This is a genomic window from Bacillus sp. LH1 (genome assembly GCF_057924895.1).
Genome location: NZ_CM175007.1, coordinates 4,514,065 through 4,532,406 on the forward strand (window position 1 = coordinate 4,514,065; position 18,342 = coordinate 4,532,406).

Consider the following 18,342-nt stretch of genomic DNA (forward strand, 5'->3'; position numbering starts at 1 on the left):
GTACCCTCTCTTTACCTATTTGACTACTTTTATTATAGGTGATGAGGAAAGCGGAAATCAAAACATACTTCTTATACTTTGTCCATATATATGAAGAAGAAAGGGGAATGACGATGGATGTAAGAGAACATACTTTTTTCTCTCTGCTTATTATTAGTTATTTTATTGCCTTTGGGGTTATACTTGGCGGTTCATTAATTGGTGGATTTGGTGCGTTTCTTATCGGAAAACCAGCTCTAACTTACATTAATCAATTCGCCCAAAATTTAAGAATTTGGGCACTCGTTGCAGCAATCGGCGGAACATTCGATACCTTTTATAGCTTTGAAAGAAGTTTCTTTGGCGGAGATATGAAAGATATCGTAAAGCAAATTCTCCTTATTTTTTTCGCAACTGGTGGTATGCAAACAGGTCTCATTATTATTAAATGGCTAACGCAGGAACATGTATGAGAGTACCAAGTGCCAATACAGCAAAAAGATGGTACTTAGTATTAGCTGGGGCTGCTGTTGGAGGCGTGTTGAGCTGGTTTATTTTTTTGTACATATACGGTGTTTTTCAAGAAGAACAAGCTAGTAAAATAGCAGAACAAAGAGAAATTATAGAAAAACAAGAAGCAAAGCTCCACGTCCTTCTCGAAGATCAAGAAAAATTGAACACTGAAAATAAACGGCTCTTAACCATTCAAGAGATTAAAATAAAACTTATCAATCGAGAAAAATACGATTTAGACAATCTCACACTCGAAAATATGACTACATCTATCCATAATGACCTCCAACATCTTTTAACGAAAAACATTCAAAGTATCGCAAAAAATAAAGACCTACTTAAAAAGGTAATCGAAAATAAAACGTACAAACATTACGATCGGCTATACCGTTTTAAAGTCGATACAATATCTTTTGATACAGTGCTTGAAATTAGCATTACTATAGAGAAAGAAAAATAAAGAAGGAGGGCTTTAGCGCCGCTCCTTCTTTTCGTTCTAACATATAGTCTCTTATTTACAAATCTCACGTAAATCAGCAAAAAGACGATCCGCTTCTTCCCAAGAAGATGCCTTCGCACCAGAAGCCATCGGATGCCCCCCGCCGTTATATTGCATTGCTAATTTGTTTATAACTGGTCCTTTTGAACGAAGACGAACACGAATTACGTCGTCTTCCTCTAAAAATAGAACCCACGCCTTTAATCCATCAATATTGCCAAGCGCTCCAACAACACCAGATGCTTCAGAAGGAAGTACATCAAACTCTTCTAATACTTCTTTCGTTAATTTAATGTAAGCTGCTCCTTCTTCTACCATCGTAAAGTTTTGTAAAATATAACCGTTTAAACGAGCAATTTTTTCTTTTGTCTTATACATCTCATTGTATAAATCTGTGAATTTCACACCCATGTCAACAAGCTCACTTACGTAACGAAGTGTTTTTGCTGTCGTATTCGGGAATAAGAAACGACCTGTATCTCCAACAATTCCTGCTAAAATAAGGCGGGCTGCTTCTTTTGTTATTTTTAATCCTTTATCTTTTCCATAGTTATAAAACTCATAAATCATTTCACTTGTAGAACTCGCTGTCGTATCTACCCACGTAATATCTCCATATGGATCTTCATTTGGATGATGATCAATTTTAATTAACATCTTCCCTTTTGTATAGCGTTGATCGTCAACACGTTCTTGATTCGCAGTATCACAAACAATAACAAGCGCATTTTCGTATACACTATCTTCAATATCATCCATTACTCGTAAGTATGCTAGTGACGGCTCATTGTACCCAACCGTATAAATATTTTTCTCTGGAAACGATTCTTGTAGAATTGTACCAAGACCACCCTGTGAACCTAACGCATCTGGATCCGGACGCACGTGGCGATGAATAATAATTGTATCAAACTCTTTAATTGCTCCTAAAATTTGCTCATGCATATGTATAATCTCCTTTTTAATCAACTTCTTCACTTTATCCTCCATTATAACGGAAAGTATTTCATACATGCGAACAATTGCTTTATAATAAAAGTTAGAAAGTTTAGATATTTCTTTTTCTTTTCTATTATTTTTCACAAAGCGATGGGAGTGTTCATTATGCCAGTATTAGTCTTCTGTATTATCGTCTCATTTATGTTGTACCTCTTTTACAAAACAAAATACTTTCGTACAAACCGCCCAATGGAGAAAGGTTGGCTCTCAGGAAAATCCGCAATGGCACTCGGTTCATTCGTTTTATTTTTCGGGATAAACCAATTCTTTTTAGAACTTTCAACCGCTCGTATTATCGTTGGTGTTTTATTCGTTCTATTTGGTAGTGCAAGTGTATTTAACGGGTTTCGCCAATACAAACATTTCTTGCCATTAGCAGTTAAAGAAGCTGAAGTCTATGAAGCAACGTAAAAAAGCATCAATATTGTGATGCTTTTTTACGTCCCTTAACTTTCAAAATCATATACGCAACAAACGCAGATGGTATATTAAATGGGTTCCCTTGTACGTGAAAATGTAATTGTTCTTCTCCAAAAGACATTTTTTCATATAGCTCTCGCTGAGATAATCCTGTCTTTTCCTTTTTTTCATGTAAACCTTGTAAATATAAATATTGAATCGGTATCATTACAAGAAAGTAAAATAGTGCGATACTACCAAAAAAGAGTACGGCTGACGACATAATGTATACCACCTCTCACAATTCCATTTTCTTACAATATAATCATAACACAATATACAACTAAATTGAATTATTATTCCGTCTTTTCTCACATTACTTTTCCACTCCATCCCATACATATTTCACTAAAACTCCCATCTAAAATCATACCTTTCAAATTTAAAACAACAAAAAAAGATGGAACAAATCAAAACGATTTGTTCCATCTTTTTATTTATCGATTAACTGAACCATAAGTAATGCTTTTCCAACAACATTACCTTCATGATGCACCTCTACATCGACCTTACCAAATTTACGTCCAATTTCTAATACTTTCGGATGAACAGATACAACATTATCAATTTGAACCGGCTTTACGAAATAAATCGTTAAGTTTTCAACAATTAAATCACTTTTCTTTTGCGCACGAATGACGCGATTTGTCGCTTCTGTCACAATTGTTGCAAATACACCGTACGATAACGTCCCGATTGAGTTCGTCATTTGCGGCGTCACCGAAAATTGATATAGATGCTCATTCTTCGCTTCTTTTGGTGTCATAAATTGATTCGTTACAATATCATCAATGGTTTCTCCAACTTGTGGCTGACGTTGAATCATTTGCAGTGCCTGAAGTACATCTTGACGGCTAATAATACCTTGCAGTTTGTTTCCTTCCTCAACGACAGGAAGTAATTCAATTCCTTCCCACACCATCATACGTGCCGCAGCTGCGACAGACATTTTACCGTTCACTGTAATTGGGTGTTTTGTCATTACTTTATCAATTGGTGTTTCTTTCGCTACTCCGATCATATCTTTTGAAGTTACGATTCCTAGTACTTTGTTACTTTCATCGACAATTGGATATCTTCCGTGCATTGTCTCTTCGTTATATGCATGCCATTGCTGTACTGTATCACTCGGCTTTAAATATAACGTTTCTTCAATTGGCGTTAAAATATCTTCAACGAGTACAATTTCTTTCTTAATAAGTTGGTCATAAATTGCACGATTAATTAACGTTGCGACCGTAAATGTATCGTAGCTACTTGAAATGATCGGCAGCTTTAATTCGTCTGCTAATTTCTTCACATGATCTTCCGTATCAAATCCGCCCGTAATTAATACAGCCGCTCCAGTTTCTAGCGCTAATTCATGTGCATTGGTACGGTTACCAATAATGAGTAAATTCCCAGCTTCTGTATAGCGCATCATCGCTTCTAATTTCATAGCTCCGATTACGAATTTATTTAATGTTTTATGTAGTCCTTCTCTGCCTCCAAGTACTTGACCGTCGACAATGTTAACGACTTCTGCATATGTCAGTTTTTCGATATTCTCTTTCTTCTTTTGTTCAATTCGAATTGTTCCGACACGTTCAATTGTACTAACATATCCTTTATTTTCTGCATCTTTAATTGCACGGTAAGCGGTCCCTTCACTTACACTCAAATCTTTCGCAATTTGTCTTACAGAAATTTTATGGCCTACTGGCAGGCTATTAATATGTTCTAAAATTTGGTTATGCTTGGTAGCCAAATGGTTTCACCATACTTTCTTTTCCCTAAATTCTTCATGTGTTGTACTTTCAGTATACTATATTTTCAAAACTGTTACACTCTCTCTTTGCATACCTGTACTATTTTTTTTATAACAAAATGACGCTTACATTCCACCAGTCATTCTATTACAACAATGTAATGCTATTGTCATCTCATTCGATAGTTCGCCCACTTAATTGCCTATACAATTAAGACAAGAAATAAAACAAAGGAGCGAACACATGATGAAAAAACTTTTAGAGGTTGTAGGTGCTGTATTTTTAGCTTTCGTAGATGGGAAAAAAGTTGCAATGGAATTGAATGAAACACCTGAACAACCACGTACCAAAAGAGAAGAATCACCAAAACAAATACAAGCATTAAAAGCTGTCCTACACACGTAAAAAACCCTTCACTTTTCTTTTCAAATGAAGGGTTTCTTTTCTATAGTGTAATACTTTCTCCAGCTTCTAATACTTTCCCTGTACAATTTTGTAGCTTTTCTACAAATTGATATGGATCTTGTTCAATAACTGGGAACGTATTGTAATGCATCGGTACAACAGTTTTCGCATTAATCCATTTTGCCGCTAGTACAGCATCTTCTGGTCCCATTGTGAAATTATCACCAATTGGTAAAAATGCTAGATCAACTTTATTTAATTCCCCAATTAACTTCATATCAGAGAATAGTGCAGTATCTCCTGCGTGGTATACAGTTTTCTCTTCTGCTGTAAATAAAATACCTGCTGGCATACCTGTATATGTAATCGTCTTATTTTCTTCATCAATATAACTAGAGCCGTGGAATGCTTGTGTAAACTTCACTTTTCCGAAGTCAAATTCATGTGAACCACCAATATGCATCGGGTGTGTATTTACACCTTGCCAACTTAAAAATGTTGCTAGTTCAAATGGCGCTACAACAACTGCATTATTTTTCTTCGCAAGTTCTACTGTATCTCCAACATGATCACCGTGTCCATGCGATAAAAGAATTGCATCCACTTTTACATCTTCAGCTTTTAAATCTGTTTTCGGATTACCTGTTAAAAACGGGTCAATTAAAATAACTTTTTCATTCGCCTCAATTTTCACAACTGAATGTCCATGATAAGATACTTTCATTATTACATTCCTCCCCTGTTCACATTCTCACTTTGTATTCTACATAATTTTTCAATTCCCTGTCTTTTCTAACATCTATTTACTTGTCATAACGCTTTCTTCCGAGTTAAAGTTATATTTGTAATTAAATATCTCGGGGGTGCCAATCGATGAATGCTAGATTAGAAAATTTAATGCAATGGCTAAAAGAAAAAAACGTAGAAGCTGCGTTCTTAACTTCTACACCAAACGTCTTCTACATGACAAACTTCCACTGTGAACCACACGAAAGATTACTTGGTATGTTTGTATTCCAAGAAAAAGAACCTATTTTAATTTGCCCTAAAATGGAAGAAGGTCAAGCACGTAACGCTGGCTGGGCACATGAAATTATCGGATTTACTGATACTGACAGACCATGGGATATGATTGCAAAAGCAATTAAAGACCGCGGCATCAATGCAAATGCAGTTGCAATTGAAAAAGAACATTTAAACGTAGAGCGCTACGAAGAATTAACGAAATTATTCCCAAATGCAGCTTTCAAATCAGCTGAGGAGAAAGTTCGCGAACTTCGTTTAATTAAAGATGAAAAAGAACTTTCTATTTTACGCGAAGCAGCTAAAATGGCGGACTATGCTGTTGAAGTTGGTGTAAATGCAATTAAAGAAGATCGTAGTGAACTAGAAGTATTAGCAATTATTGAACACGAATTAAAAACAAAAGGCATACATAAAATGTCATTTGATACGATGGTATTAGCAGGTGCGAACTCAGCTCTTCCACACGGTATTCCTGGCGCAAACAAAATGAAACGCGGTGATTTCGTACTATTTGATTTAGGCGTAATCATTGACGGTTATTGCTCTGATATTACACGTACAGTGGCATTCGGCGAGATTTCTGAAGAACAAACTCGTATTTACAACACCGTACTTGCTGGACAACTACAAGCAGTTGAAGCATGTAAACCAGGTGTTACACTTGGCGCAATCGACAACGCTGCTCGTTCTGTTATCGCAGATGCAGGTTACGGAGACTTCTTCCCACACCGACTTGGTCACGGACTTGGAATTAGCGTACACGAATATCCAGATGTAAAAGCTGGTAACGAGTCTCCATTAAAAGAAGGTATGGTCTTCACAATCGAACCTGGTATTTACGTACCAAACGTAGGTGGCGTTCGTATTGAAGATGATATTTACATCACAAAAGACGGATCAGAAATTTTAACGAAATTCCCGAAAGAGTTACAATTTGTAAAATAATAGAAAAAGGCAGCGGGAGTGCTGCCTTTTTCTATTTCCCTACTATTTCAAATTTCTCTACAATCATTTTTGCTGGATAACTTTCAAGTATTTGAGAAAACCATACTTTTATTTTATCCCCTGTTTTTAACTGTTTATATGCGTCTTTGTCCTTAAAGCTCAAGACTATATGTGCTGGATGCTCTTTATTCATTTGTTGTTCTATATAATGTTGCAACTCTACTTTTGTTTCAATCGTTTTATCATCGGCAAAAAACATCGTGTCATTTCTTAATATGATATACCCTTCTTTAGGTACTTCTTTTACCGTTACTTGCTCTACTTGTTTTGTATCACACGCTGATAATACGACTAGAAATACACTTAAAAACATAACAATTTTCATATGCCTATTCATTTTTAACTCCTTACTCTAGGCTATTTCAAATTTAACACCATCTTCTCCTCATACTTATCATCCCATTTAATCACAACTTCTATAGGTTCATCTTTAGAGATAGGCGCGCAACTTACACAAGAAGACTTCATTTCAACCTTTGCTCCTCTATGAACTTCTGACGTTTGTGTCATTGTACTAAAGGCTCCATTAACAGCAATCTCTAAGTTTTTAAATTCTGTCTTTCCATCCCCACCCTTATATTGAAACGTAAACATTCCATCTTCACTGTCATCCTTAATATGCCCTTTATATTGTCCAGTCCAACTTGTGCTCTCGCTAGAAAAAGTAAAATACCAAATCGAGCAGCTTCCTAAAAAGAAAATACTAATGAAAAAGAATAACGCTCTCTTCATCATGCCCCTCCATTCAAATGCACTTATTTATTGTCTATTTCTTCCTTCTATTATACTATTAAAATACAGAATTTTCTAAAATAAGGGGTTTATATGTTACAACAACAGTTAGAAGAAATTCGTAATAATAATTACATACTGGATAACACACTTAACATTGATTCTTTAAGTTCCAATATGCTTGAGCAAATTGGCGATACTGATAGCTATTTAAGGGACAAACTCATCTACTCTACTTTTTTTCATCTCATCAAGAAGGAATATCTTTCACACACACAATTACAGAAACTATTATTAGAAAGCATCGGTGAAAAATATTTATTGTATAAGATTCATTCAGATGATGAAGATGCGGTATTTACCCGAGCATTTACAACATTATTAATTGCCCTCATTATTGATGCTGATACAAATCATAATTTCTTATCACAGACTGATATTTCAAATGTAAAAGATCAACTAATTCTATATATGAACAACGAACATGATTTCCGGGGATATGTGCAAAAACACGGCTGGGCACATAGTATCGCTCATGCTTCTGATACATTTGAGGCGCTTGTGAATAGTCCTAAACTGGAAACTTTATATTACGAAGAAATATTACAAACTTTATTAAACAAAGTTTGTGTTCATTCCATCTATTACAAATATGAAGAAGATGAACGTATCGTTTATCCGATTGTCGCAATGCTACAAAATGGCTTAAAGGAAGAAGCACTCATATTAGCCCTTCGTGATTTAGTAGCTCAATTACCCGTTCAAAAACAAACATTACATATTGAATCATACGAGTTTCTATACGGAAATATAAAATCTTTCTTACGCAGCTTATTTTTCAGACTGCGCAAGCTTTCTATATGTGAAGAAACAGAATGCGAAATTGAAAAATTGCTACAAGAACTTCCAAAATATTATTAAAAAAAGAAGGCCACTCAAAAAGTGCCTTCTTCTATTTCACTAATATTTAATTGAAATTTCACGATCCAAACTGAGAAAAGGTGGACAAGAAGCGCAAACGCCATACATGCTCCGCTTAAAAAAGTTAGTATAGGATGCGAATACACGTGCCCCAATCCATAGGATACCGCCACGAAAAACATTGTTATGTAAATATAAATTGCTCCATGTATTTGCCTCATATAAACCTCCTTTTCCCATATTATAACATAAATTTTCTGATTATTCACATTAATTGCTTGTAATCAATATTTCTCAACTGTTACACCTCTTACAGCAGCCTTAATATATGGTGCTCCTTGTAAACTTTGTAAATCCTCTGTTTTGCCTGTTACGACTACACCGTATATTGGTAGGTCTTTTGGTTTGGTGTTTTTTATTTCTTTATCCCGCATTAACGGGCAGTAAGACCTCACATCAAAATTCAGCGGAAGCAAGAAGTTAGATGGGGGATGAACCCCACACTGATTAAAGTTTCACTTTATAGTTTATCCTAAAATATTCTCAGTATCCCTCTTTATTTTCACTTAAAGACATCCAAATGCAGCTTTTATAAATTGTTTCATAATAAAAAGCACATCCATTTTGATGCGCTTCTCTGAAATACTATTCTATTATTTCATCGCGTCCTTCACAACATCTTGAATCATAACGACTTCTGTTTTCATATCAACAGAGGGTGCTTCTTCATCAATACACTCATACCAAAATTCCAAGTGCTTTTTATCAATTTCATAATGAGAATTTTCGACAAGAGCCCCAGCTTCTCCTTGCACAGAATACCAATATAAGTACTCTTCTCCATCTCTTATTTCCCGGAAAATTGTCTCAACGTACATCTTTTCGTCGTTTAATGTCAAAAGTACTTCTTTCATATTGTCATTCAGAAGCTGCATCCATTCATCTACACGATGACTTTTATCTTGTTTCACTTTAAATCTCGTTAACTCCACATTCATTTTTATTCCCCCGTTTTCTTACGTACAAACAATCTATATTCTATTGGATGATAAAAACTTAATTTACTAGCTAATTTTTGCGAAGGAATATTGTCTACATAACAATCCCAGCACGGTATAATATCATTTTGTATGCAATGTTCAATAAACCTTGCTGCAACAGCTTGGGCTAATCCTTTCCCTTGATATGCTTTATGCGTCACAATATCAATTTCAGCAAATCCGTTCCCACTAAATATTGAAACACATTCCGCTACAATCATTCCTTCTAGTTCTATACAAAATCCAAAACCACCGTTTAAAAACGTTTCTTTTGATCCCCAATATTCTTTGTAGTACTCCTCTGTAAATTCACTGCTTCGTTCTATATCTCTTCTATCAATACACTTCACTTCATATGTATTTTTGTTACAATCTCGTTTTCTCTCTTCAAAGGCTACGCTTTGAAATTTCATTCGCGGAATGTTTCGAAGTACATGACTAAAACGTTCTTCTATCATCATTTCCCACTCGTTACTCGAAGAGAACAATGTAAATCTCTTCTCTGTTTTTTCAATAGCCTTTTTTATAAAAGAAAATAAATCTTCGTTATAATTTTGATCATCAGTATCACCAAATAAATAATAAATACCGTTAGCTGTACGAATTAGTCCTGCTGTTAATTTCTCGTTTGCAAAAATCTCACCATCTATCACTTGATCACATACCGCATAAGCAAACGTCGTCGTTTTTGTATGACTTTCTAAAATCGGAAGGATTTTTCTATACTCGACTACGGATAATTTTTTCATAATTGCTCCACTTTAATCGTATCCGCCTCTATATGTTCAAAACAAAGATTTACAGTTCTCTTTAATGCTCTCGTTCTATGAATCTTACATGCTGGAATTAAGATTGAATCATTTGGCTTTAAAACCGCTGTTTCTCCATCTTCAAAATCAATAAGTAATTCTCCCTCTAACACAATAAATAATTCATCCGAATTAGAATGATAGTGCCAATCATATTCACCAGTAAATACAGCGATTCGTAAGCAATGACTGTTTATATTTGAAACGACGAAGTTTTTATGTTGATCTTTAATATCCTTTGTTAATTCTATTAAGTTCACAGTCTCCATCTTTCGTCCCATCCTTTCATTAGTCGTTCTTCTAAAAAACTAACTTAATCTCCACCACCTCCGCAATCTCCTCCACCATCACTTGAGCTACTACAGTCATTGCTACTGTAGTCACCGAATCCACTTGATGAACTTGAAGCGTATGAAGATTTTTTGCTTCTTTTTCTATCTTTTTTACTTTCATGACTAGGCCAAACCTTATCAAATAATATAAAGAATAAGATTCCTTCTACCATAACAAGCATAACGCCAAAAATACCTTCAATAACATTAGGGGTTATCCCCAAACATTTAACCATCCCACATAAAAACACACAAAAAATCACATACAAGAACATACAAATATACCGAAATGTTTTCTCTATTGTAATGACTACTTTTTGTGAAAAAGGTATGTTCTGCTCCTGTTTTTTCTTTATGTACTTTTGTCTCTTTGCTTGCTTTTTCTTCCTCTTTTTACTCCCCATTGAATCCCCTCTTTTTATTATATAATTCTAAATTATCATAATAAAAAATGATTTACACCAATAAATAACAATTATTCACATGTTATTTCCCCATATAAAAAAGACCCTCCTCATAAAGGAAGGTCTCAAATGTATTTCTATTATGATAAAGCAGGAGCTTTTTCAAGTAGCTCTTTCGCATCAGCGTATTGTAAGCCGTGAGCTTCTGCAACTGCTTCGAATGTTACATATCCATCTAATGTGTTAATACCTTTTAGTAATGCAGTGTTGCCTAAGCAAGCTTCTTTGTAGCCCTTGTTAGCAATTTGTACTGCATATGGTACTGTTACGTTTGTTAACGCAAGAGTTGACGTACGTGGAACTGCACCTGGCATATTAGCAACTGCATAATGAACAACGCCATGTTTTTCGTAAGTTGGGTTGTCATGAGTTGTAATACGATCAGTTGTTTCGAAAATACCACCTTGGTCAATCGCGATATCTACAACGACAGAACCTGGTTCCATTGATTGAATCATTTCTTCAGTTACAAGTTTTGGCGCTTTTGCACCCGGAATTAATACTGCTCCAATAACAAGGTCAGATTCTTTAACAGCTTCTGCAATGTTGTATGGATTAGACATTAATGTTTTTACTTGGTTACCGAAAATATCATCTAATTGACGAAGACGTTCTGCACTTAAGTCAATGATTGTTACATCTGCACCTAAACCTACTGCAATCTTAGCTGCGTTTGTACCAGCTTGACCACCGCCAATGATTGTTACTTTGCCGCGTTTTACCCCTGGAACGCCTGCAAGTAAAATACCTTTACCGCCTTTGTTTTTCTCAAGGAATTGTGCACCGATTTGTGCAGACATACGACCAGCCACTTCACTCATAGGTGCAAGTAATGGTAAAGAACGATTGTCTAATTGTACTGTTTCGTATGCGATTGATGCAACTTTGTTATCGATTAATGCTTTCGTTAATTCTGGTTCTGGAGCTAAGTGTAAGTATGTGAATAAGATTAAGCCTTCACGGAAATAGCCGTATTCACTTGCTACTGGCTCTTTTACCTTCATAACCATATCTTGATTCCATGCTTCTTCAGCAGTTTCTACAAGTTTCGCACCAGCTTGTACGTATTCTTCATCTGTAAAGCCAGATCCTAAACCTGCTCCTTTTTGAACAAAAACTTCGTGACCATTTTGTACTAAATGTACTGCTCCCGCTGGCGTCATTGCCACACGGTTTTCATTGTTTTTAATTTCTGTTGGAATACCGATACGCATGATTAGTTCCCCCTTGAGTTATGAAATGACCCCTGAATCATTTTTTAAAGCGCTTTCTACGCTCTTATATTTTAACATAATATCTCAATATTTGACAAAAAAATAACACGAGTTTTCCGATAGATTTAATTTTATATTAAAGGACAGTATTATCCGCACCTCTCAGCACAATGGATAAACTGTCCAATTATTCGAAACTTCATCTTATTTTATTCTATCGATGTCTATGAATAACATCCACTGCACCAGTCACTTCAATAATTGTACCGGTAATCATATCGGAATCGTCCTCACATAAAAACGAAATGGTTCTTGCAATATCTTCACCTGTTCCAGATCTACCAATCGGTGTGTTATGCTCTTTCAGCTGACGTGCTTCTTGAATAGTTGCCTCTTTCATATCGCCAATAATATCACCAGGACATACCATGTTCGCAGTGATACCATACTCCGCTTCTTCATAAGCAACTGTTTTCGTTAATGAAACAAGTCCTACTTTCGCTGCGGCAAAAGCTGAACGATAAATCCATCCCGGTGCACTATCCGCCCCTTGAAATCCGTAATTAATAATACGGCCAAAGTTCTGTTTTCTCATGACCGGAACGACAAGTTTTAATAAATGAAATACCGCTGTTAAATTTCCCTGAATCATTTCATTCCATTCATCTTCTTCATAATCAACTAACTTTTTTCGTTCAAATACATATGGACCAGCATTATTAATTAAAAAGTCAATTTTGCCAAAACGGCTCATCGCTTCTTCTACTATTTTATGTAAATCTTCCTTTTTCGTGACATCCGCTTGCACGAATTGTAGACGCTCTTCCACATCTTTATATGTTTCTTTCATCGTTTCCATAGCCGTGATATCGCTATGGTACGTTACTGTTACTGAATAGCCTTTAGCCAATAACTTTTCTGTTACTTGCTTTCCTAAACCTTTCGTACCGGCTGTAATGAGCGCATGTCTCACAAAACTGCCCCCTTTTAAATTGCTATACTTCATATGTAACAAGTTCTCGCTCCAATTACAACTAAAATGAATTGAAACAGAGTTTTCAAAATTCTGTAACGTTTCTGGCAAGCACGTTACCAAAATTTGTTTTATAATTAAGTTGTAAACAGTTATAAAACAGATTGGGAGGAATTTACTATGAATAATACATATACAAATATTTTAATCGCAGTGGATGGTTCTAAAGAAGCAGAAAAAGCCTTTAAAAAAGCAATTCAAGTCGCAAAGCGCAACAATGCAACATTAACAATTGCTCATATCGTTGATGTAAAAGCATACTCAGCAGTAGAAGCTTATAGCCGTGCAATTGCGGAACGTGCAAATCTATTTGCAGAAGACCTATTAGAAGACTACAAAAAAACTGCGCTTGAAGCTGGTCTTGAAAAAATTGAAACTGTATTAGAATTCGGTAATCCTAAATCAAAAATTTCAAAAGAAATCGCTCCAAACCATAAAGTAGATTTAATTATGTGTGGTGCGACTGGTTTAAATGCTGTTGAGCGTTTCCTAATTGGTAGCGTCTCTGAACATATTATTCGCTATGCGAAATGCGATGTCCTTGTTGTTCGTGGTGATGAAGAGCAAGGTGAGCTTTAATTTATAGATAAAACACCAAGTCCACATAGGCTTGGTGTTTTTCATTTTATAAACTTCACTATAAACAAAAGACATGCTACGACAACAACGGTAATTGCCAACACATAAGGCGGAAGAAACTTCAAAGACCATAATGCCATCATAATCGTCGCAACCGTTAAGTACGTTCGCCTTGCACCTTCTGTCATTTTTTTACGAAATAAGAAAACATACAAATAACCAATTGGCGGCGTAATAAAGCAAAGAACGTATATGATTTTTGATTTTAAATACCACTTTTGTTCTCCAAGTTTCTTTATATCCCCTTCTATTCTCTTATGCTCTTGTTCTTTCGCTTCTTCTACAAGCGGATTTTCCTCTTCTCCTCGCTTTTCTTTCATATAAGGAAGAAAGTGCATAAAAAAATAGTATGCGAATACGAATGCTCCAAATCCAATATTTACTCTTTCTAATGGAATATGTTCACTAAAAAAAGCAGCAGTAAGCACTAAAGACAAACAGTATGTCATCATCCAAAAGGAACGTTTTCTCTTTTTCCGTTCCATTTCTTTTTTGCCTTGTATATCTTTTCTTTTCGAAAGCCATATAGAAATAAAGCAATCTACTACAAATAGAGCAAAAATAAATATCGCAACGTGTACTGTTTCTAAATCCTCAAATGAAAAGATATTTGGGAATGCAACATGTAATACAATGAATGTGTACAAAATTAGCCCTATAAAATAAATACGTCTCATTTTCCATCCCTTTCTTATTTCCTAACATTACGTTAACATACATTTTTTAGAAATAGACGGACAAAATATATATGTGTAAAAAAGGAGGATGCTATATGGATGATTCTGAACGCATTATTTTAGATGTGAACGGCAAAGAAATTGAAATGCTAGATACGATTCGCACTCATTTTAAAGAGAAGCACGGCGTTGAACTAAGTAATGGTGCATTACTTCGTGATTTGATGGATATTGAGTATATTCGAATTACGGAAGATCGACATAAGTATGATTAAAAGAAAACGACTGCAGGCGAATGCCATCAGTCGTTTTCTTTCTTTATTTAAGCTCTTGATGTTTCCCGCCCATACCACCAGACTCATTGCTATCTTGGTGTACAGTTAGTTTATTTGTTTTCGCATCTTTTAAAACTCTATATGTATATGATTCATTTGGTTCATCTTTAAACTGTACATTCATACCATAAGAATCCATTTTGCTATAAAAGGCCGGTTTTATATATAAAATATCACTTTCTTTATATCCTTTATCTTGTAAATGCCACATCGTTGCGATAACCGCTTCTTCTCGCTTTTCTTTTTCACCAACATACATATATTTGTCCAAAAGAAACACTTTAGCATTTGCAATTAAGCTAATTAACAGTACAATGATCAACACTATTTTTTTCATAGACTTCCCCTAAATTGTTATTTTTTACTACATTGTAACTTAAATGCTAGTAAAAAATAAAGTACGCCAGACTTTACTAGACTGGCGTACTTCCCAACTCAATTCTTAATAACTTCTTTCGTTAACCCCTTCGCCTTCTCCAAAGCGTTTTTGATTTGTTCAAACCCAGTCCCGCCAGCACTGTTACGACGCTTTACAGCTGCATATGGTGACAGCACTTCATACAAATCTTCTTCAAATAAGGAGCTCATTTCTTTATATGTTTCAAGAGAGACATCTAATAAATAAATTCCTTTTTGTGTGCAATATAGCACTAACTTTCCAACAATTTCATGAGCTTGACGGAATGGTAGTCCTTTGTTCGCTAAATAGTCAGCAATTTCTGTTGCGTTGGAGAAATCTTGCGTCACAGCTTGCCCCATTTTTTCTTTGTTTACAGTCATCGTTTCAAGCATGCCCGCCATAATATGAAGGCATCCTTCTACTGTTTTAACTGTATCAAACATTCCTTCTTTATCTTCTTGTAAGTCTTTATTGTAAGCGAGCGGTAATCCTTTCATTACTGTGAGTAAACTGAATAAATTACCGTATACTCTGCCTGTTTTACCACGGATTAGTTCCGCCATATCCGGGTTTTTCTTTTGCGGCATAATGCTGCTTCCCGTTGCATATTGATCGCTCATTTCAATAAATTGAAACTCTTGGCTACTCCATAAAATAAGTTCTTCGCAAAAGCGTGATAAGTGCATCATAAGCATAGAGGAGTTACTTAGGAACTCCAGTATGAAATCACGATCGCTTACTGCATCTAAACTATTTTCATAGATTCCATTAAATCCAAGAAGCTCCGCACTATACTCTCGGTCAATGGGGAATGTCGTTCCAGCTAACGCTCCTGCTCCTAATGGCGAAATGTTAATACGTTTTAACGAATCTTCATAACGATTCACATCACGCTCTAACATCCAAAAGTAAGCGAGAATATGATGAGCAAATGAAATCGGCTGGGCACGCTGCAAGTGCGTATAGCCCGGCATAATGGTTTCAATATTATTTTCTGCTTGTTGAACAAGAACAGTTTGCAATTGTTTTGTAGCTTTTATAATATGTTCTACCTTTTCTTTTAAATACAAATGCATATCTGTCGCTACTTGATCATTACGACTTCGGCCAGTGTGAAGTTTTCCTCCTACTTCGCCAATTTGTTCAATTAACATTTTTTCGATGTTTAAATGAATATCTTCTGCTTCTACTGAAAATTGTAGCTTATTCTCTTTTGCTTCTTTCAATAAATATTGAAGACCTATCTTTATTTTCTCTGCTTCTTCTTTCGTCACGATGCCCTGCTTTGCTAGCATCGTGACGTGCGCAATACTTCCTTTTATATCTTGATTTACTAATTGTTGATCGAAGGAGATGGATGCTCCGAACTCTTCAACCCATGCTTCCGCTTCTTCTGTAAAACGTCCGCCCCAAAGTTTGCTCACGCTTCCACCTTCTTTTGATTCACTTGGCTGTATACTTTCGTCGGTAAACCGAATAATGAAATGAATCCAACTGCTGCATCATGATTAAATTCATCTTGAGCAGTATATGTTGCTAATTTTTCATCGTATAAAGAGTATTCAGATTTACGTCCTTCTACAATCGCATGACCTTTAAATAATTTCACACGCACTGTACCTGTTACATTCTTTTGCGTTTCTTGTAAAAATGCATGAAGCGCTTGTTTTAAAGGTGAGAACCATAAACCATTATAAATAAGTTCTGTTATTTTCTGTTCAATCACTGGTTTAAAATGTGCTACTTCTTTTACGTGTGTTAAATCTTCCAACTCTTTATGCGCAGTGATTAACGTCATTGCTGCTGGGCATTCGTATACTTCACGAGATTTAATACCGACAAGACGATTTTCTACGTGATCAATACGTCCAACGCCGTGTTTTCCAGCAAGCGCATTTAACGTTTTAATTAATTCTGCAAGTGAATATGCAGTGCCATTTAAAGTAGTCGGTACGCCTGCTTCAAATCCGATTTCTACAAACTCTGGTTTATTCGGTGTATCTTCTAATGCCAATGTCATCTCATATGCATCTTCTGGCGGCGCTGCCCATGGATCTTCTAAAATTCCACATTCGTTGCTGCGTCCCCATAAGTTTTGATCGATTGAAAACGGGCTATCTAAATTAATCGGAATTGGTACATCGTTTTCTTTTGCATAGGCAATTTCTTCTTCACGTGACCACTTCCATTCACGTACAGGTGCAATCACTTCTAAGTAAGGATTTAATGCTTGAATAGAAACTTCAAAACGAACTTGATCATTTCCTTTCCCTGTACATCCGTGTGCAACTGCAGTTGCGCCTTCTTGTTCTGCGATTTCTACTAATTTCTTCGCAATAAGCGGACGAGATAATGCAGAGACAAGAGGGTATTTCCCTTCGTATAATGTGTGTGCTTGCATCGCCATCAATGCATATTCGTTTGCAAATTCTTCTTGAACATCAATCATATATGATTTAATTGCACCTACTGAAAGTGCCTTTTCTTTTACAAATGCTAAGTCTTTACCTTCCCCTAAGTCTAAACAAAGCGCGATAATATCATAATTCTTCTCTTGTAACCATTTAATTGCAACGGAAGTATCAAGACCTCCGGAATATGCTAATACAACTTTTTTCTTCTCCATTTTGCATCCCCCTAAAGAATAAATATTCATTTTCTTTTATAATAATTCACACTTTACCACCTTTCACAAAATGTATCAAGAGTCATTTTCAAATTTTTTCAAACAATTTCGTCGAACTTCTTTCTGTTTTTATGTACAATATAAGCAGGAAAACGGGGGTGAACTTATGGAAAAGTATTTCTTATACGATGAACATCTAGGAATTGAAATTCCACATTTACAAGAAGACTGGGAAGAAATCCCCGAAAAAATGCAACATGCTATTTTACTAAAATGGGAACAAGTTCGCGGGAAAATTCCTGATCGTATAAAAGAACTTGAGCACTATATTAATACAAAACAACATTATTTAAATAACGAAGAAGACTTCGAAGTTTCTTGTAAACTAAATTCAGAAATTGCCGATCTTGCTTCCATCATTAATGACCTTTGGCTTTGGTATCGACTCACTCAAAATGTATCTGAGGGGAAAGCACACCAATGAAAA

26 protein-coding genes and 1 pseudogene are annotated in these 18,342 nt (G+C 35.5%); 9 read left to right on the forward strand and 18 right to left on the reverse strand.

Translation table 11 applies throughout. The features are described from left to right. Positions 1-38 precede the first annotated feature (38 nt). Together ACX9TM_RS23320 and ytrI are read left to right on the forward strand one after the other, a co-directional pair. Complete coding sequence (locus ACX9TM_RS23320) at positions 39-452, forward strand: YtrH family sporulation protein (protein ID WP_002005839.1); 414 nt, start codon at positions 39-41, stop codon at positions 450-452. Continuing rightward, positions 449-952, forward strand: coding sequence for a sporulation membrane protein YtrI (ytrI, locus tag ACX9TM_RS23325; protein ID WP_001265736.1), 504 nt, complete (start codon positions 449-451; stop codon positions 950-952). The genes ACX9TM_RS23320 and ytrI overlap by 4 nt, the downstream gene beginning before the upstream one ends. 51 nt (positions 953-1,003) lie before the next feature. Here ytrI and ACX9TM_RS23330 read toward each other — a convergent pair whose 3' ends face one another. Next, positions 1,004-1,936: a DHH family phosphoesterase gene (locus tag ACX9TM_RS23330; RefSeq protein ID WP_000545136.1), complete on the reverse strand. Its 933-nt coding sequence runs from the start codon at positions 1,934-1,936 to the stop codon at positions 1,004-1,006. A 159-nt stretch (positions 1,937-2,095) separates the two neighbouring features. Here ACX9TM_RS23330 and ACX9TM_RS23335 point away from each other — a divergent pair, with 159 nt between their 5' ends. Then, on the forward strand, positions 2,096-2,401 hold the full coding sequence (locus ACX9TM_RS23335) for a YtpI family protein (RefSeq protein ID WP_001144776.1): 306 nt from the start codon (positions 2,096-2,098) through the stop codon (positions 2,399-2,401). Positions 2,402-2,408: 7 nt separating this feature from the next. On the opposite strand, the gene ACX9TM_RS23340 is transcribed toward ACX9TM_RS23335, so the two are convergent. Next, positions 2,409-2,672 (reverse strand): DUF3949 domain-containing protein, encoded by a 264-nt coding sequence (locus ACX9TM_RS23340; protein ID WP_000093045.1) that lies wholly within the window; start codon positions 2,670-2,672, stop codon positions 2,409-2,411. 210 nt (positions 2,673-2,882) lie between these two features. Then, the gene (locus ACX9TM_RS23345; RefSeq protein WP_000201572.1) at positions 2,883-4,196 is read right to left on the reverse strand and encodes a CBS domain-containing protein; all 1,314 of its coding nucleotides are present in this window, start codon (positions 4,194-4,196) and stop codon (positions 2,883-2,885) included. Between the two features lie 244 nt (positions 4,197-4,440). Here ACX9TM_RS23345 and ACX9TM_RS23350 point away from each other — a divergent pair, with 244 nt between their 5' ends. Continuing rightward, positions 4,441-4,602, forward strand: a complete 162-nt coding sequence (locus tag ACX9TM_RS23350; RefSeq protein WP_000976303.1) for a hypothetical protein — start codon at positions 4,441-4,443, stop codon at positions 4,600-4,602. A 40-nt stretch (positions 4,603-4,642) separates the two neighbouring features. On the opposite strand, the gene ACX9TM_RS23355 is transcribed toward ACX9TM_RS23350, so the two are convergent. Beyond that, a complete protein-coding gene (locus ACX9TM_RS23355) occupies positions 4,643-5,326 on the reverse strand; it encodes a metal-dependent hydrolase (RefSeq protein WP_000868919.1) in 684 nt (227 codons plus the stop codon). A 149-nt stretch (positions 5,327-5,475) separates the two neighbouring features. Between ACX9TM_RS23355 and pepQ the strand changes: the two genes are divergently transcribed. Continuing rightward, complete coding sequence (gene pepQ / locus ACX9TM_RS23360; protein ID WP_000994026.1) at positions 5,476-6,573, forward strand: Xaa-Pro dipeptidase; 1,098 nt, start codon at positions 5,476-5,478, stop codon at positions 6,571-6,573. Positions 6,574-6,604: 31 nt separating this feature from the next. Here pepQ and ACX9TM_RS23365 read toward each other — a convergent pair whose 3' ends face one another. Next, positions 6,605-6,970, reverse strand: coding sequence for a DUF3221 domain-containing protein (locus ACX9TM_RS23365; protein WP_001079376.1), 366 nt, complete (start codon positions 6,968-6,970; stop codon positions 6,605-6,607). Between the two features lie 20 nt (positions 6,971-6,990). Beyond that, positions 6,991-7,365, reverse strand: a complete 375-nt coding sequence (locus ACX9TM_RS23370) for a hypothetical protein (RefSeq protein ID WP_000816721.1) — start codon at positions 7,363-7,365, stop codon at positions 6,991-6,993. Between the two features lie 93 nt (positions 7,366-7,458). Between ACX9TM_RS23370 and ACX9TM_RS23375 the strand changes: the two genes are divergently transcribed. Then, positions 7,459-8,286, forward strand: a complete 828-nt coding sequence (locus ACX9TM_RS23375) for a DUF2785 domain-containing protein (RefSeq protein WP_000941475.1) — start codon at positions 7,459-7,461, stop codon at positions 8,284-8,286. A gap of 14 nt (positions 8,287-8,300) precedes the next feature. On the opposite strand, the gene ACX9TM_RS23380 is transcribed toward ACX9TM_RS23375, so the two are convergent. From ACX9TM_RS23380 to ACX9TM_RS23415, 8 genes and pseudogenes are all read right to left on the reverse strand, one after another. Beyond that, positions 8,301-8,507: a hypothetical protein gene (locus tag ACX9TM_RS23380; RefSeq protein WP_001248908.1), complete on the reverse strand. Its 207-nt coding sequence runs from the start codon at positions 8,505-8,507 to the stop codon at positions 8,301-8,303. Between the two features lie 63 nt (positions 8,508-8,570). Further along, a pseudogene (locus ACX9TM_RS23385) lies at positions 8,571-8,711 on the reverse strand (anti sigma factor C-terminal domain-containing protein); the annotation flags it as partial. 228 nt (positions 8,712-8,939) lie between these two features. Continuing rightward, the gene (locus ACX9TM_RS23390) at positions 8,940-9,284 is read right to left on the reverse strand and encodes a DUF6176 family protein (protein WP_063220476.1); all 345 of its coding nucleotides are present in this window, start codon (positions 9,282-9,284) and stop codon (positions 8,940-8,942) included. Between the two features lie 2 nt (positions 9,285-9,286). Continuing rightward, positions 9,287-10,075 (reverse strand): GNAT family N-acetyltransferase, encoded by a 789-nt coding sequence (locus ACX9TM_RS23395; RefSeq protein WP_063220475.1) that lies wholly within the window; start codon positions 10,073-10,075, stop codon positions 9,287-9,289. After that, positions 10,072-10,404: a cupin domain-containing protein gene (locus ACX9TM_RS23400; RefSeq protein ID WP_000450925.1), complete on the reverse strand. Its 333-nt coding sequence runs from the start codon at positions 10,402-10,404 to the stop codon at positions 10,072-10,074. The genes ACX9TM_RS23395 and ACX9TM_RS23400 overlap by 4 nt, the downstream gene beginning before the upstream one ends. Positions 10,405-10,448: 44 nt before the next feature. Next, positions 10,449-10,871: a hypothetical protein gene (locus ACX9TM_RS23405; RefSeq protein WP_000534935.1), complete on the reverse strand. Its 423-nt coding sequence runs from the start codon at positions 10,869-10,871 to the stop codon at positions 10,449-10,451. Between the two features lie 140 nt (positions 10,872-11,011). Next, complete coding sequence (gene ald / locus ACX9TM_RS23410; protein WP_001219403.1) at positions 11,012-12,145, reverse strand: alanine dehydrogenase; 1,134 nt, start codon at positions 12,143-12,145, stop codon at positions 11,012-11,014. A gap of 214 nt (positions 12,146-12,359) precedes the next feature. After that, the gene (locus ACX9TM_RS23415; protein ID WP_002024902.1) at positions 12,360-13,151 is read right to left on the reverse strand and encodes an SDR family oxidoreductase; all 792 of its coding nucleotides are present in this window, start codon (positions 13,149-13,151) and stop codon (positions 12,360-12,362) included. Between the two features lie 147 nt (positions 13,152-13,298). Between ACX9TM_RS23415 and ACX9TM_RS23420 the strand changes: the two genes are divergently transcribed. Further along, positions 13,299-13,757 carry a universal stress protein gene (locus ACX9TM_RS23420; protein WP_001066673.1) on the forward strand — a complete coding sequence of 153 codons (459 nt, stop codon included), beginning with the start codon at positions 13,299-13,301 and terminating at the stop codon, positions 13,755-13,757. Positions 13,758-13,798: 41 nt separating this feature from the next. Here the strand turns inward: ACX9TM_RS23420 and ACX9TM_RS23425 are convergent, their stop codons facing one another. After that, positions 13,799-14,494 (reverse strand): hypothetical protein, encoded by a 696-nt coding sequence (locus ACX9TM_RS23425; protein WP_001252877.1) that lies wholly within the window; start codon positions 14,492-14,494, stop codon positions 13,799-13,801. Between the two features lie 95 nt (positions 14,495-14,589). On the opposite strand from ACX9TM_RS23425, the gene ACX9TM_RS23430 reads away from it, so the two are divergent. Beyond that, complete coding sequence (locus tag ACX9TM_RS23430; protein WP_000342760.1) at positions 14,590-14,769, forward strand: hypothetical protein; 180 nt, start codon at positions 14,590-14,592, stop codon at positions 14,767-14,769. Between the two features lie 43 nt (positions 14,770-14,812). Here the strand turns inward: ACX9TM_RS23430 and ACX9TM_RS23435 are convergent, their stop codons facing one another. From ACX9TM_RS23435 to ACX9TM_RS23445, 3 genes are all read right to left on the reverse strand, one after another. Then, positions 14,813-15,166, reverse strand: coding sequence for a DUF3139 domain-containing protein (locus ACX9TM_RS23435; protein ID WP_000725032.1), 354 nt, complete (start codon positions 15,164-15,166; stop codon positions 14,813-14,815). Positions 15,167-15,264: 98 nt separating this feature from the next. Beyond that, on the reverse strand, positions 15,265-16,653 hold the full coding sequence (argH, locus tag ACX9TM_RS23440; RefSeq protein ID WP_000041246.1) for an argininosuccinate lyase: 1,389 nt from the start codon (positions 16,651-16,653) through the stop codon (positions 15,265-15,267). Then, on the reverse strand, positions 16,650-17,855 hold the full coding sequence (locus ACX9TM_RS23445) for an argininosuccinate synthase (protein WP_000412315.1): 1,206 nt from the start codon (positions 17,853-17,855) through the stop codon (positions 16,650-16,652). The genes argH and ACX9TM_RS23445 overlap by 4 nt, the downstream gene beginning before the upstream one ends. Positions 17,856-18,021: 166 nt before the next feature. Between ACX9TM_RS23445 and ACX9TM_RS23450 the strand changes: the two genes are divergently transcribed. Continuing rightward, on the forward strand, positions 18,022-18,339 hold the full coding sequence (locus ACX9TM_RS23450) for a hypothetical protein (protein ID WP_000417218.1): 318 nt from the start codon (positions 18,022-18,024) through the stop codon (positions 18,337-18,339). The last annotated feature ends 3 nt before the right edge of the window (positions 18,340-18,342 follow it).

Excerpts from the sequence above, each read along its gene's own strand:
- ytrI (WP_001265736.1), top strand. The coding sequence starts at position 449 with ATGAGAGTACCAAGTGCCAATACAGCAAAAAGATGGTACTTAGTATTA.
- ACX9TM_RS23330 (WP_000545136.1), bottom strand. The coding sequence starts at position 1,936 with ATGCATGAGCAAATTTTAGGAGCAATTAAAGAGTTTGATACAATTATT.
- ACX9TM_RS23335 (WP_001144776.1), top strand. The coding sequence starts at position 2,096 with ATGCCAGTATTAGTCTTCTGTATTATCGTCTCATTTATGTTGTACCTC.
- ACX9TM_RS23340 (WP_000093045.1), bottom strand. The coding sequence starts at position 2,672 with ATGTCGTCAGCCGTACTCTTTTTTGGTAGTATCGCACTATTTTACTTT.
- ACX9TM_RS23350 (WP_000976303.1), top strand. The coding sequence starts at position 4,441 with ATGATGAAAAAACTTTTAGAGGTTGTAGGTGCTGTATTTTTAGCTTTC.
- ACX9TM_RS23355 (WP_000868919.1), bottom strand. The coding sequence starts at position 5,326 with ATGAAAGTATCTTATCATGGACATTCAGTTGTGAAAATTGAGGCGAAT.
- pepQ (WP_000994026.1), top strand. The coding sequence starts at position 5,476 with ATGAATGCTAGATTAGAAAATTTAATGCAATGGCTAAAAGAAAAAAAC.
- ACX9TM_RS23365 (WP_001079376.1), bottom strand. The coding sequence starts at position 6,970 with ATGAATAGGCATATGAAAATTGTTATGTTTTTAAGTGTATTTCTAGTC.
- ACX9TM_RS23370 (WP_000816721.1), bottom strand. The coding sequence starts at position 7,365 with ATGAAGAGAGCGTTATTCTTTTTCATTAGTATTTTCTTTTTAGGAAGC.
- ACX9TM_RS23375 (WP_000941475.1), top strand. The coding sequence starts at position 7,459 with ATGTTACAACAACAGTTAGAAGAAATTCGTAATAATAATTACATACTG.
- ACX9TM_RS23380 (WP_001248908.1), bottom strand. The coding sequence starts at position 8,507 with ATGAGGCAAATACATGGAGCAATTTATATTTACATAACAATGTTTTTC.
- ACX9TM_RS23390 (WP_063220476.1), bottom strand. The coding sequence starts at position 9,284 with ATGAATGTGGAGTTAACGAGATTTAAAGTGAAACAAGATAAAAGTCAT.
- ACX9TM_RS23395 (WP_063220475.1), bottom strand. The coding sequence starts at position 10,075 with ATGAAAAAATTATCCGTAGTCGAGTATAGAAAAATCCTTCCGATTTTA.
- ACX9TM_RS23400 (WP_000450925.1), bottom strand. The coding sequence starts at position 10,404 with ATGGAGACTGTGAACTTAATAGAATTAACAAAGGATATTAAAGATCAA.
- ACX9TM_RS23405 (WP_000534935.1), bottom strand. The coding sequence starts at position 10,871 with ATGGGGAGTAAAAAGAGGAAGAAAAAGCAAGCAAAGAGACAAAAGTAC.
- ald (WP_001219403.1), bottom strand. The coding sequence starts at position 12,145 with ATGCGTATCGGTATTCCAACAGAAATTAAAAACAATGAAAACCGTGTG.
- ACX9TM_RS23415 (WP_002024902.1), bottom strand. The coding sequence starts at position 13,151 with ATGAAGTATAGCAATTTAAAAGGGGGCAGTTTTGTGAGACATGCGCTC.
- ACX9TM_RS23420 (WP_001066673.1), top strand. The coding sequence starts at position 13,299 with ATGAATAATACATATACAAATATTTTAATCGCAGTGGATGGTTCTAAA.
- ACX9TM_RS23425 (WP_001252877.1), bottom strand. The coding sequence starts at position 14,494 with ATGAGACGTATTTATTTTATAGGGCTAATTTTGTACACATTCATTGTA.
- ACX9TM_RS23430 (WP_000342760.1), top strand. The coding sequence starts at position 14,590 with ATGGATGATTCTGAACGCATTATTTTAGATGTGAACGGCAAAGAAATT.
- ACX9TM_RS23435 (WP_000725032.1), bottom strand. The coding sequence starts at position 15,166 with ATGAAAAAAATAGTGTTGATCATTGTACTGTTAATTAGCTTAATTGCA.
- ACX9TM_RS23445 (WP_000412315.1), bottom strand. The coding sequence starts at position 17,855 with ATGGAGAAGAAAAAAGTTGTATTAGCATATTCCGGAGGTCTTGATACT.
- ACX9TM_RS23450 (WP_000417218.1), top strand. The coding sequence starts at position 18,022 with ATGGAAAAGTATTTCTTATACGATGAACATCTAGGAATTGAAATTCCA.